This window comes from Gordonia sp. IEGM753 (assembly GCF_050321825.1).
Taxonomy (GTDB): Bacteria; Pseudomonadota; Gammaproteobacteria; order Pseudomonadales; family Pseudomonadaceae; genus Aquipseudomonas.
Window position 1 is genome coordinate 95,269 of record NZ_JBNQGB010000001.1, and the last position, 12,766, is coordinate 108,034.

General features: G+C 58.6%; 11 protein-coding genes. All 11 read left to right on the top strand.

Features of this window, described 5'->3' with window-relative positions; genetic code table 11:
- The first annotated feature begins 301 nt into the window (after positions 1-301).
- Positions 302-2,431 (top strand): flagellar biosynthesis protein FlhA, encoded by a 2,130-nt coding sequence (gene flhA, locus ACQR3R_RS00440; protein ID WP_428269938.1) that lies wholly within the window; start codon positions 302-304, stop codon positions 2,429-2,431.
- A gap of 11 nt (positions 2,432-2,442) precedes the next feature.
- The gene (gene flhF, locus ACQR3R_RS00445; protein ID WP_428269939.1) at positions 2,443-3,777 is read left to right on the top strand and encodes a flagellar biosynthesis GTPase FlhF; all 1,335 of its coding nucleotides are present in this window, start codon (positions 2,443-2,445) and stop codon (positions 3,775-3,777) included.
- Positions 3,778-3,893: 116 nt separating this feature from the next.
- Positions 3,894-4,724, top strand: a complete 831-nt coding sequence (gene fleN, locus ACQR3R_RS00450) for a flagellar synthesis regulator FleN (protein ID WP_008001746.1) — start codon at positions 3,894-3,896, stop codon at positions 4,722-4,724.
- Positions 4,721-5,461, top strand: a complete 741-nt coding sequence (gene fliA / locus ACQR3R_RS00455; RefSeq protein ID WP_007894214.1) for an RNA polymerase sigma factor FliA — start codon at positions 4,721-4,723, stop codon at positions 5,459-5,461. Before fleN ends, fliA begins: the two co-directional genes overlap by 4 nt.
- Before the next feature lie 167 nt (positions 5,462-5,628).
- Entirely contained in the window at positions 5,629-6,000 is a 372-nt protein-coding gene (locus ACQR3R_RS00460) for a chemotaxis response regulator CheY (RefSeq protein WP_024012118.1), read from the top strand.
- A 22-nt stretch (positions 6,001-6,022) separates the two neighbouring features.
- Entirely contained in the window at positions 6,023-6,811 is a 789-nt protein-coding gene (locus ACQR3R_RS00465; RefSeq protein ID WP_428269940.1) for a protein phosphatase CheZ, read from the top strand.
- 13 nt (positions 6,812-6,824) lie between these two features.
- The gene (locus ACQR3R_RS00470) at positions 6,825-9,089 is read left to right on the top strand and encodes a chemotaxis protein CheW (RefSeq protein ID WP_428269941.1); all 2,265 of its coding nucleotides are present in this window, start codon (positions 6,825-6,827) and stop codon (positions 9,087-9,089) included.
- Between the two features lie 49 nt (positions 9,090-9,138).
- Positions 9,139-10,284 (top strand): chemotaxis-specific protein-glutamate methyltransferase CheB, encoded by a 1,146-nt coding sequence (locus ACQR3R_RS00475; RefSeq protein ID WP_428269942.1) that lies wholly within the window; start codon positions 9,139-9,141, stop codon positions 10,282-10,284.
- Positions 10,284-11,024 carry a flagellar motor protein gene (locus tag ACQR3R_RS00480; protein WP_428269943.1) on the top strand — a complete coding sequence of 247 codons (741 nt, stop codon included), beginning with the start codon at positions 10,284-10,286 and terminating at the stop codon, positions 11,022-11,024. Before ACQR3R_RS00475 ends, ACQR3R_RS00480 begins: the two co-directional genes overlap by 1 nt.
- Before the next feature lie 15 nt (positions 11,025-11,039).
- Positions 11,040-11,933 (top strand): flagellar motor protein MotD, encoded by an 894-nt coding sequence (gene motD / locus ACQR3R_RS00485; protein ID WP_428269944.1) that lies wholly within the window; start codon positions 11,040-11,042, stop codon positions 11,931-11,933.
- A gap of 43 nt (positions 11,934-11,976) precedes the next feature.
- Entirely contained in the window at positions 11,977-12,765 is a 789-nt protein-coding gene (locus tag ACQR3R_RS00490; RefSeq protein WP_428269945.1) for an AAA family ATPase, read from the top strand.
- Position 12,766: the final 1 nt, after the last annotated feature.

A 12,766-nucleotide genomic window follows, 5' to 3' on the forward strand; every position in this document is an offset into this window, starting at 1 on the left:
AAACGCCGATTCACTATCGGTGATATGGCACCCTGCGGGAACTATCAGAACTGATAGGTGCGTTGCGTTTGCCGTCCTCATCGCGGGCAAGCCCGGCTCCTACAATATTGTGGTTTTACCGCAAAAAAGTCGGCCAGACACCATTCGCTGTGGCGTCGGGCTTGCCCGCGATGAAGCCGGCCCAGGCATAAATACCTGTGTTGCCGAAACGCTCCCGCAAAAGTTGGAAGGCTTCTTGCAGTAGCCGCTCTGCGCCTGCTTCTGGCGTCAAAAGTTTGCTTTAAAGGAACGGGGAAAACCGGTGGATCGCTCTCAGTTACTCAACAGTGCTCGCACAAACGTCGCCGACTTGAGTCGGGGCAATCTGGGTGTGCCGCTGTTGCTGCTGGTCATGCTGGCAATGATGATGTTGCCCATACCTCCGTTTCTGCTGGACGTGTTTTTCACGTTCAACATCGCGTTGTCGATTGTCGTGCTGCTGGTCTGCGTATACGCCTTGCGGCCACTGGATTTCGCGGTGTTCCCGACCATTTTGCTGGTGGCGACGCTGATGCGCCTGGCGCTGAACGTGGCCTCCACGCGGGTGGTGATGCTGCATGGTCAGGATGGCCACGCGGCTGCCGGTAAAGTGATCCAGGCGTTCGGTGAGGTGGTGATCGGCGGTAACTACGTCGTCGGTATCGTGGTGTTCGCGATTTTGATGATCATCAACTTTGTGGTGGTGACCAAAGGTGCCGGGCGTATTTCCGAGGTGAGCGCGCGTTTCACCCTCGACGCAATGCCCGGCAAGCAAATGGCGATCGACGCCGATTTGAACGCCGGCCTCATCGATCAGAACCAAGCCAAGTTGCGCCGCATGGAGGTCGCCCAGGAAGCCGAGTTCTACGGTTCCATGGACGGTGCCAGCAAATTTGTTCGCGGTGACGCCATCGCCGGCCTGCTGATTCTGTTCATCAACCTGATCGGCGGCATGGCGGTCGGTATTTTCCAGCACAACATGAACTTCGGCGACGCCGGTCGCGTTTATGCGTTGTTGACCATTGGTGACGGTTTGGTGGCGCAATTGCCATCACTGCTGTTGTCGACTGCTGCCGCGATCATGGTCACGCGTGCTTCCGGTTCGGAAGACATGGGCAAGCAGATCGGTCGCCAGATGTTCGCCTCGCCAAAAGCCTTGGCCGTTGCTGCGGGTTTGATGGCGGTGATGGGTGTCGTGCCCGGCATGCCGCACTTCTCTTTTCTGAGCATGGCAGCCCTTGCGGCGGGCGGTGCTTATCTGTTCTGGAAGAAACAGAACGTGGTCAAGGTTCAGGCCTTGCAAGAGGTCAAGCGTCAACAGGAATTGCTGCCATCGCCGGCCCGCGCCCAGGAAACCAAGGAGCTTGGCTGGGATGACGTCACGCCTATCGACATGATTGGCCTGGAAGTGGGGTACCGGTTGATCCCGCTGGTGGACCGCAATCAGGGTGGCCAACTGCTCGCGCGGATCAAAGGCGTGCGCAAGAAGTTGTCCCAAGACCTGGGCTTCCTGATGCCGACTGTGCATATCCGTGACAACCTCGACTTGGCGCCCAGTGCTTATCGACTGACCTTGATGGGCGTGATCCTGGCTGAAGCAGAGATTTACCCGGACCGTGAGCTGGCGATCAACCCCGGCCAGGTGTACGGCACGCTCAACGGTATTAACGCCAAAGATCCGGCTTTTGGCCTGGAGGCGGTCTGGATTGAAATCAGCCAGCGTGCTCAAGCTCAATCACTTGGGTACACTGTGGTCGATGCCAGTACAGTAGTGGCCACCCACCTGAACCAGATTTTGTACAAACACTCCAGCGAACTGATCGGCCACGAAGAAGTCCAGCAACTGATGCAATTGCTGGCCAAAAGTTCGCCAAAACTGGCGGAAGAGTTGGTGCCGGGCGTTGTCTCGTTGTCGCAATTGCTCAAGGTGTTGCAGGCGTTGTTGGCCGAACAGGTGCCCGTGCGCGACATTCGCAGCATTGCCGAAGCCATCGCGAACAATGCCGCCAAGAGTCAAGATACTGCCGCGTTGGTTGCCGCTGTGCGCGTTGGCGTCTCTCGCGCAATCGTCCAAAGCATTGTAGGGACTGAGTCCGAGCTGCCCGTGATCACACTGGAACCAAGGTTGGAACAGATATTGCTCAATAGTCTGCAGAAGGCAGGACAAGGCTCGGAAGAGGGCGTTCTGCTGGAGCCAAGCATGGCTGAGAAGCTGCAGCGTTCGTTGATCGATGCGGCGCAGCGTCAGGAAATGCAAGGTCAACCGGTGATTCTGCTGGTGGCCGGCCCGGTTCGCGCAATGCTCTCGCGATTCGGCCGGTTGGCAGTCCCGGGTTTGCATGTGTTGGCGTACCAGGAAATTCCTGACAACAAGCAAGTGACCATCGTTGCGACAGTAGGGCCCAACGGCTGAGGTAGTGGTTTATGCAAGTTAAGCGTTTTTTCGCCGCCGATATGCGTCAGGCCATGAAACTGGTTCGTGATGAGCTGGGCGCTGATGCCGCCATCATTGGCAACCGCCGGATCGCAGGCGGTGTCGAGCTGACGGCTGCCCTGGATTACAAACTGTCGGCGCTGGCTCCACGTGTTCCGAACATGGAACTCGAAGATGAGCTGCGCAAGACCCAGTCGCGCATCGTCAACGCCCAGGCCGAACTGAGCCTGCGTAGCGAAGGTGAAACCGAAGGCGACAAGAGCACCAATCGCCAGTTGTTCGCCGGCCTGCCATTGACCGCTGCCGAGCCGCTGATAGAACCGACCTATAGTGAACCTCGTCGTCCGGCACCCGCGCCTGCGCCAGCGTCCGGCGGCGTAGACCCGCGTGCATTTGATTCGATGCGTTTCGAGCTCAACAGCCTGCGTGAATTGATGGAAGTGCAACTTGGCTCCCTGGCCTGGAATCAGCTGCAAGGCAGTCGTCCAGCCCAGGCCAATCTGTGGCGCCGCCTGCAACGTATCGGCTTGTCCGGTCCGCTGTCGCGGGACTTGCTGGCATTGATTAACGATATCGAAGAGCCTCGTCAGGCCTGGCGCATGTTGCTGGCACACCTGGCGCGGATGATCAGCACACCTGAAGTCGAGCCTCTGGAAGAAGGAGGCGTGATTGCCATGGTCGGCCCGGCCGGCATGGGTAAAACCACGACTTTGGCCAAACTCGCGGCTCGCTACGTGCTCAAGTACGGCGCGCAAAACATCGCGCTGGTGAGCATGGACAGCTACCGCATCGGTGCGCAAGAACAGCTGAAGACGCTCGGCCGTATCCTCAATGTGTCGGTAACGCATGTCGACCCGGGGCAATCGCTGGTGCAGGCACTGGACCCATTGCTGCGCAAACGCGTGATTCTGATCGATACCGCAGGCCTTCAGGCCAGTGACCCGGCGCTGCGCATGCAGCTCGAGAGTCTGGCCGGTCGTGGCGTCAAATCGAAAAATTATCTGGTGCTGGCAACCACCAGCCAAAAACAGGTTCTAACCGCCGCATATCACAGTTACAAACGCTGCGGGCTCGCAGGCTGCATCCTGACTAAACTGGATGAAACGGCAAGTCTGGGCGAGGTGTTGAGCCTGGCTATCAGTCATGAATTACCGGTGGCCTACCTGACCGATGGTCCGCGGATTCCAGATGATTTGCATCTGCCGCGTCGTCATCAGTTAGTCAGTCGCGCCGTCAGCGTACAAATGCAGGAAGAACCCAGCGAAGAAGCCATGGCTGACATGTTCGCTGATATTTACCACAGTCCGACCAAGCAGGTTGGCTGAGGTATTAATGAACAGTTTTTGTACCTACATCGATGGTCTGCCATGCATTGTTCCGTTTGTGAACGCGCAGCCAGTAATGTGGCCTCCGTCTATGCAAGACAAGGTAAAGAAATAACATGGGCAGCATGCATCCCGTACAGGTGATCGCGGTGACCGGCGGCAAAGGTGGCGTCGGGAAGACTAACGTTTCAGTGAACTTGTCGCTGGCTCTAGCCGAGCTCGGACGACGCGTTATGCTGCTGGACGCCGATCTGGGACTGGCTAACGTCGACGTCCTGCTGGGACTGACACCCAAACGGACGCTGGCCGACGTGATCGAAGGCCGATGCGAATTGCGCGACGTTTTGTTGCAGGGGCCTGGCGGTATCCGCATCGTCCCGGCCGCGTCCGGCACGCAAAGCATGGTTCACCTCAGCCCGGCGCAACACGCCGGCCTCATTCAGGCGTTCAGTGACATCGGCGACAACCTCGACGTGTTGGTTATCGACACGGCTGCCGGTATTGGTGACTCGGTCGTCAGTTTCGTGCGGGCCGCGCAGGAAGTATTGCTGGTGGTGTGTGACGAGCCGACCTCGATCACCGACGCTTACGCACTCATAAAACTGCTTAACCGTGATTACGGCATGAACCGGTTCCGGGTCCTGGCCAACATGGCGCAGAGCCCGCAAGAAGGTCGCAACCTGTTCGCCAAACTGACCAAGGTCACGGATCGCTTTCTCGATGTTGCCTTGCAATACGTCGGCGCCGTGCCGTACGACGAGAGCGTACGCAAAGCCGTGCAGAAGCAGCGTGCAGTCTACGAAGCCTTCCCGCGTTCCAAGTGCTCGCTGGCGTTCAAGGCGATTGCGCAAAAGGTCGACACCTGGCCACTGCCTGCCAACCCGCGTGGGCACCTGGAGTTTTTCGTTGAGCGCCTCGTGCAACAAACGGCAGGACCCGTGCTATGACAGCCAGCGGCTACAACCTCTACAAGAAATCGGCACGTGATGCGCAGTACGAGCTGATCGAGCGTTACGCGCCACTGGTTAAACGCATTGCATACCACTTGCTGGCGCGTTTGCCAGCCAGTGTCCAGGTTGAAGACCTGATTCAGGCTGGCATGATCGGCCTGCTGGAAGTGTCGACCAAATACGACGCCAGCAAAGGCGCGAGTTTCGAAACGTACGCGGGCATACGAATCCGTGGCGCGATGCTCGATGAAGTTCGCAAAGGGGACTGGGCGCCACGTTCAGTCCACCGCAATACCCGCATGGTCAGTGACGCAATTCGCTCTATTGAAGCTAAAACCGGCCGTGACGCTAAAGATCACGAGGTTGCGGCCGAACTCCAATTGAGTCTCGATGATTATTACGGGATTTTGAACGACACCTTGGGTAGCCGCTTATTCAGTTTCGACGATCTGTTGCAGGACGGCGAACACGAAGGGCTGCATGAGGATGGCGCGAGTGCTCATCTCGAGCCGTCACGCGATCTGGAAGATGAACGCTTCCAGGCAGCACTGGCGGACGCGATTGCCAATTTGCCGGAGCGTGAGCGACTGGTGTTGGCGCTGTACTACGACGAAGAGTTGAATCTCAAGGAAATCGGTGAGGTCCTTGGGGTCAGCGAATCTCGGGTCAGCCAGTTACACAGCCAGTGCGCGGCCCGTTTGCGGGGGCGTTTGGGGGAGTGGCGAGCGCGCTGAAGGCAGTGTGGGGACACTGCGAACCTGGCTGGTGTGGTGTTGAACCGCACCGGTCTTGATCTGCTGTGCTCCAGACAGTCATTGAGTGCTTCGCCGGATTGATTGAAATGGCGTGTCCAGGTGCTGGGCGCGTTTAAGACTGCTTGGAGGTCGAATTGGACAAGAACATGAAAATCCTCATCGTTGATGACTTCTCAACGATGCGGCGGATCATCAAAAACCTGTTGCGTGACCTTGGGTTCACCAACACGGTCGAGGCTGACGATGGCACAACCGCCATCCCGGTCCTCAACAGCGGCAGCATCGACTTTCTGGTAACGGACTGGAACATGCCTGGCATGACCGGTATCGACCTGCTGCGCCATGTGCGCGCCGATGAAAAGCTCAAGCACCTTCCAGTGCTGATGGTGACCGCTGAAGCCAAGCGCGAGCAGATCATCGAAGCGGCCCAGGCCGGCGTTAACGGCTATGTGGTCAAGCCCTTCACGGCCCAGGCGTTGAAAGACAAAATCGAGAAGATTTTCGAACGCATCGGTTGAGCAACTGCGCCACGGGGGAGCTATGGAGCATAAAGAATCTTCACAGGGCGATTTCGAATCGACCCTGAAAAAACACGCGGTCGAACTGGTCGAAAGCCTTGAAAAAGGCAGGTTTGGCGACGCTGTGCAACTGATCCATGAGCTCAATCAGACCCGTGACCGCGGCCTGTATCAGGAAGTGGGCAAACTCACTCGCGAGCTGCATAGCGCGATCGTCAATTTTCAGATTGACCCGCATATGCCGCAAGCCGAAGAAGTGTCCCAGATCACGGACGCCACCGAGCGCCTGGGTTATGTTGTGAAACTGACCGAGGCGGCCGCCAATCGCACCATGGACCTGGTGGAAAATGCCACCCCGCTGGTCAACGGTTTGAGCCAGGAAGCTCAGGCGTTGAGTACCGATTGGGGACGGTTCATGCGTCGCGAAGTCGGGGCTGAAGAGTTTCGTGAGCTGGCCCGTCGAGTCGACGGTTTCCTGACACGCAGCACTGAAGAAAACCGCATTGTATCCAGCAACCTCAACGACATTCTGCTCGCCCAGGACTACCAGGACCTCACCGGTCAGGTAATAAAGCGTGTGACCCAATTGGTCACCGAAGTTGAAAGCAATCTGCTCAAACTCGTGCTCATGGCCAGTCAGGTGGACCGCTTTGCGGGCATCGAACATGACCGTGATGCGATGCTGGCAGAAAAAGATCCGCAAAAACATCTCTCGCAGGGTGAAGGTCCGCAGATTCATGCCGATAAACGAGAAGACGTTGTGTCCGGTCAGGACGATGTAGACGATTTGCTTTCCAGCCTTGGATTCTAGGAGCACCCCATACATGAGCTTCGGCGCCGATGAAGAGATCCTTCAGGATTTCCTGGTTGAGGCCGGCGAGATTCTAGAGCAACTGTCCGAACAACTGGTCGAGCTAGAAAGCCGACCGGATGATGCGGACTTGCTCAATGCAATTTTTCGCGGTTTTCACACTGTAAAAGGGGGCGCCGGCTTCCTCCAGCTCAACGAGCTGGTGGAGTGCTGTCACATCGCCGAGAACGTGTTCGACATCCTGCGCAAGGGTGAGCGTCGCGTCGACTCGGAACTGATGGACGTGGTTCTTGAAGCGCTGGATGCGGTAAACGGCATGTTTACCGAAGTCCGCGAGCGCAGTCCGATTACGGCTGCCACACCTGAACTGCTCGCAGCGTTGGCCCGTCTGGCCGAGCCGCAATCGGCTGCTGAAGCTGCACCGGTTGCCGAGGTCGCGCAAGCACCTGCTGCCGACGGCGAATCAGGCGACATCACCGATAACGAATTCGAACAGCTGCTGGACTCGCTGAACGCCGTCAAGGCGCAGGCCGAGGCAGCGCCAGTGGTTCAGCAAACCGCCAGCAATACAGCGGCCAGCGACGAAATTACCGATGCCGAGTTCGAGTCTTTGCTCGACCAATTGCACGGCAAGGGCCAGTTCGCCGTCGACGCGGTAGTGCCAGCCACGCCAGCAGCATCTGTTGCGCCGTCACCCGAAGCGCCAAAAGCGGCGGGCGACAGCTCCGACATTACCGATGACGAGTTCGAAGCACTGCTCGACCAGTTGCACGGCAAGGGCAACTTTGCGGTCGACGCCCTGGAGTCGGCCATTGCTTCGGCGCCAGCCCCGGCGGCGCCAACTGCAGCCGTGGCCGGTAGCGATCTGATCTCCGATCACGAGTTCGAATCGCTGCTCGACGAACTGCATGGCAAAGGCAAGTTCAGCGAAGTGGGCAGCGCTGCCGGCGCTAGCGCTGCGGTGGCTTCGCCCGCCGCCAAGGCAGCGGCAGCCAAACCGGTGGCGAAAGCCCCCGAGCCAAAAGCTGAAACACCCAAGCCTGCGGCTGCAGCCCCCGCGCCTGCTCGCGCGGTGTCCGCGCCACCTGCAGACAAACCCGCCAGTGAAGCCGAGACCACCGTGCGGGTTGATACCGCGCGCCTCGACGAAATCATGAACATGGTTGGCGAGTTGGTATTGGTGCGTAACCGTTTGGTTCGCCTGGGTGCCAACAGTGCCGATGAGGCCATGTCCAAAGCCGTGTCGAACCTCGACGTGGTCACGGCCGACCTGCAAACCGCGGTCATGAAGACCCGGATGCAACCGATCAAGAAGGTCTTCGGACGCTTCCCGCGTCTGGTTCGAGACCTGGCTCGCCAGCTCAAGAAAGAGATCAACCTGGAGTTGGTCGGCGAAGAAACCGACCTCGACAAGAACCTCGTTGAAGCACTCGCCGATCCGCTGGTCCACTTGGTGCGCAACGCGGTCGACCACGGCATCGAATCGCCGGAAGAACGCGAAGCCTCGGGCAAGTCCCGCGGCGGCAAAGTGGTGCTGGCTGCCGAGCAGGAAGGCGACCATATCCTGTTGTCGATCTCTGATGACGGCAAAGGCATGGACCCGAACGTTCTGCGCTCCATCGCGGTAAAACGCGGGGTGATGGACAAGGATGCGGCTGATCGCCTGAGCGACACCGAATGCTACAACCTGATTTTTGCACCGGGTTTCTCGACCAAAACCGAGATCTCCGATGTGTCGGGGCGTGGCGTGGGCATGGACGTGGTGAAAACCAAGATTTCCCAGCTCAACGGTTCGATCAACATCTATTCGACCAAGGGCCAAGGCTCGAAGATTGTCATCAAGGTGCCGTTGACCCTGGCAATCATGCCGACGCTGATGGTGATGCTGGGCAACCAGGCATTTGCTTTCCCGCTGGTGAACGTCAACGAGATTTTCCACCTCGACCTGTCACGCACCAACGTGGTGGACGGTCAGGAAGTGGTGATCGTGCGCGACAAGGCGTTACCGCTGTTCTACCTCAAGCGCTGGCTGGTCAGTTCTGCCGCTCACGAAGAGCAGCGTGAAGGCCATGTGGTGATCCTTTCCGTGGGCACCCAGCGAATCGGCTTCGTCGTCGATCAACTGGTGGGTCAAGAAGAAGTGGTCATCAAGCCTTTGGGCAAAATGCTCCAGGGAACTCCGGGCATGTCCGGCGCCACCATCACCGGTGACGGCCGTATTGCGCTGATTCTCGATGTTCCGAGCATGCTCAAGCGTTACGCCGCACGGCGTATTTGATTCTGATGGAGCGGGGCGAGTGCGCCTCGCTCCGTCTAACGGAGTGTTTATGGCAGTCAAAGTCCTGGTGGTGGATGATTCGGGGTTTTTCCGCCGCCGCGTCTCGGAAATTCTTTCAGCGGATCCCAATATCCAGGTTGTCGGTACGGCAACCAACGGTAAAGAGGCGATTGATCAGGCGCTGGCCCTCAAGCCAGACGTGATCACCATGGACTACGAAATGCCGATGATGGATGGCATCACCGCCGTGCGTCATATCATGCAACGCTGCCCGACCCCGGTCTTGATGTTCTCGTCGCTGACGCACGAAGGCGCTCGGGTAACCCTCGATGCGCTGGACGCTGGCGCGGTGGATTTCCTGCCGAAAAATTTCGAAGACATCTCGCGTAATCCCGAAAAGGTCAAACAACTGCTGTGCGAAAAGATCCTGAGCATTTCGCGCAGTAATCGTCGTGTCAGTACTTACAGTTCGCCTGCACCGGTCGCCGCACCTGCTCCGACGCCAGCGCCTTCCAGTATCGGTAGTTATGGCAGCAGCGCACCTGTGCGCCCGGTTCCGGCAGCCATCCCGGCGCGTGCACATGCGCCTGCGGCCTCGTCGCCTACAGCCTCCTCGCCAGCACCGAAGCGCAAGCCCTACAAACTGGTTGCCATTGGTACGTCCACTGGTGGCCCGGTGGCGCTGCAACGGGTGTTGACTCAGTTGCCGGCTAACTTCCCGGCACCGATCGTCCTGATTCAGCACATGCCCGCAGCCTTCACCAAGGCCTTTGCCGAGCGTTTGGACAAGCTCTGCCGCATCAGCGTCAAGGAAGCCGAGGATGGTGACATTCTGCGTCCGGGCCTCGCGTTGCTGGCACCGGGTGGCAAACAGATGATGATCGACGGCCGTGGCGCGGTGAAAATCCTCCCGGGCGACGAGCGTTTGAACTACAAGCCGTGCGTCGACATCACCTTCGGCTCGGCCGCCAAGTCCTATGGCGACAAAGTTCTGGCGGTTGTATTGACCGGCATGGGCGCCGATGGACGTGAAGGCGCTCGCCTGCTCAAGCAGAGCGGCAGCGCAATCTGGGCTCAGGATGAAGCCAGTTGCGTGATCTATGGCATGCCGATGGCCATCGTCAAAGCGCAATTGGCGGATGCCATTTACAGCCTGGACGATATTGGCAGGCACCTGGTCGAGGCGTGTATCTGATGGACGTTTTAAGCCTTATCGGGATCATCATGGCGTTCGTCGCCATTATCGGCGGCAACTACCTTGAGGGCGGTCACCTCGGCGCATTGGCCAACGGTCCTGCGGCGTTGATCGTACTGGGCGGCACCATCGGCGCCGCGCTGTTGCAGTCGCCCATGAGTGCGTTCAAACGCGCCCTGCAAATCCTCACCTGGATTCTGTTTCCGCCGCGTGTGGATCTGGCCGGTGGCATTGATCGTGTCGTCAACTGGAGCCTTACCGCGCGCAAGGAAGGTTTGCTGGGACTCGAAGGCGTGGCCGACGCCGAACCGGACAGCTACTCGCGCAAAGGCCTTCAATTGCTGGTGGATGGCGCCGAACCAGAAGCGATTCGCAGCATCCTGGAAGTGGATTTCTACACCCAGGAAAGCCGCGACATCGAAGCCGCCAAAGTCTTCGAAAGCATGGGCGGCTATGCGCCAACCATCGGCATCATCGGTGCGGTGATGGGCTTGATCCATGTCATGGGCAACCTCGGTGATCCCTCGCAGTTGGGCAGTGGCATCGCCGTGGCCTTCGTCGCCACCATTTACGGTGTGGCCAGCGCCAACCTGATTTTGCTGCCGGTGGCGGCGAAACTGAAGTCCGTGGCTTTAAGGCAGTCGCGTTATCGCGAAATGTTGTTGGAAGGCATTCTGTCGATCGCCGAAGGTGAAAACCCTCGCTCTATTGAGTTGAAGCTTCAGGGCTTCATGGATTGATGGGGGTAATGGACTATGGCTCGTCGCCGGCAACCTGAAGAACATGTAAACCATGAACGCTGGCTTGTTTCCTACGCCGACTTCATTACGTTGCTGTTCGCTTTCTTCGTGGTGATGTACTCGATTTCATCGATCAACGAAGGCAAGTACAAGGTCATTTCCGAAGCGTTGATCGGTGTCTTTACCGACTCCGATCGCGCCTTGAAGCCGATCCCGATTGGCGACGAGCGACCCAAAACCGTGACCCCGGCCAAACCGCTGGTCAAGGACAGCGAGCAGATCGATGCCGGTATCGCGCAGGCTGCCAACGACCCGCTGAAAAGCATTTCCGATGACATCAGCGCCGCGTTCGGTGACTTGATCAGCTCCAATCAGATGACAGTGCGTGGTAACGAGTTGTGGGTCGAAATCGAACTCAACTCCAGCCTGCTGTTCGGCAGCGGCGACGCGATGCCCAGCGATATAGCGTTCAATATCATCGACAAGGTGGCGGCGATTCTGAAGCCGTTCGATAACCCGATACACGTCGAAGGTTTCACCGACGACCAACCGATACGCACCCCGCAATACCCGACCAATTGGGAGCTGTCTTCAGCCCGCTCGGCCAGCATCGTGCGCATGCTGGCGATGCAGGGTGTGAACCCTGGACGCCTGGCGTCGGTGGGGTATGGCGAATTCCAACCCGTGGCCAATAACGCCACGGCGCAGGGCAGGGCGCGCAACCGTCGGGTGGTGTTGGTGGTGTCGCGAAATCTCGATGTGCGCCGCAGCCTCACCGGCACCGGAACAGCCAATGCACAACCGGACGCCGCGTTGAAGCGTGCTGGCACACAAACTGCACCTGCACCGGTCAAGTCGCCGGGACGAGAGAGCGCCGTCAATTCTCCGTCACCCGCATTAATACGCTGAGCTATTTCTCGGTCGGCATTTTCGACCGGGAGGAACATGTCGAATGAGAGTCTGGGCAGTTGCCAATCAAAAGGGTGGTGTTGGTAAAACCACTTCCTCTATCGCTTTAGCCGGTTTGCTGGCAGAGGCGGGCAAGCGTGTGGTCGTGGTCGATCTCGACCCTCACGGCTCCATGACCAGCTATTTCGGTTACGACCCCGACAGCCTGGAACACAGCAGCTACGACTTGTTCCTGCACAAAGGCAGTGTGCCGCAAGGCCTGCCCGGACAGTTGCTGTTACCCACCAGCCATGAACACATTTCGCTGCTGCCATCGAGCACTGCGCTGGCAACCCTCGAACGCCAATCGCCGGGGCAGAGTGGCCTGGGCCTGGTGATTGCCAAGAGCCTGGCGCAGTTGTGGCAAGACTTCGATTACGCGGTCATCGACAGCCCGCCGTTGCTCGGCGTGCTGATGGTCAATGCCTTGGCGGCGAGCCAGCAACTGGTGATTCCGGTGCAAACCGAACACCTGGCCGTCAAAGGCCTGGAGCGCATGGTCAACACCTTGGCGATGATCAATCGCTCACGCAAACAGGCACTGCCATTCACCATCGTGCCGACCTTGTTTGACCGCCGCACTCAAGCTTCCCTCGGAACCTTGCGCGTGTTGCGCGACATGTACCCGGACGACATCTGGCAAGGCTATATCCCGGTCGATACGCGTTTGCGTGATGCCAGCCGCGCGGGTGTAACGCCTTCGCAATTCGACGGTAAAAGCCGTGGTGTGCTGGCTTACCGTGCGCTGCTCAAGCATTTGCTGACGCAGCAATCCGTTGCGCAGGTGGCCTGAC

Coding starts and splice junctions, on each gene's coding strand:
- flhF (WP_428269939.1), top strand. CDS start 2,443: ATGCAAGTTAAGCGTTTTTTCGCCGCCGATATGCGTCAGGCCATGAAA.
- fleN (WP_008001746.1), top strand. CDS start 3,894: ATGGGCAGCATGCATCCCGTACAGGTGATCGCGGTGACCGGCGGCAAA.
- fliA (WP_007894214.1), top strand. CDS start 4,721: ATGACAGCCAGCGGCTACAACCTCTACAAGAAATCGGCACGTGATGCG.
- ACQR3R_RS00460 (WP_024012118.1), top strand. CDS start 5,629: ATGAAAATCCTCATCGTTGATGACTTCTCAACGATGCGGCGGATCATC.
- ACQR3R_RS00465 (WP_428269940.1), top strand. CDS start 6,023: ATGGAGCATAAAGAATCTTCACAGGGCGATTTCGAATCGACCCTGAAA.
- ACQR3R_RS00470 (WP_428269941.1), top strand. CDS start 6,825: ATGAGCTTCGGCGCCGATGAAGAGATCCTTCAGGATTTCCTGGTTGAG.
- ACQR3R_RS00475 (WP_428269942.1), top strand. CDS start 9,139: ATGGCAGTCAAAGTCCTGGTGGTGGATGATTCGGGGTTTTTCCGCCGC.
- ACQR3R_RS00480 (WP_428269943.1), top strand. CDS start 10,284: ATGGACGTTTTAAGCCTTATCGGGATCATCATGGCGTTCGTCGCCATT.
- motD (WP_428269944.1), top strand. CDS start 11,040: ATGGCTCGTCGCCGGCAACCTGAAGAACATGTAAACCATGAACGCTGG.
- ACQR3R_RS00490 (WP_428269945.1), top strand. CDS start 11,977: ATGAGAGTCTGGGCAGTTGCCAATCAAAAGGGTGGTGTTGGTAAAACC.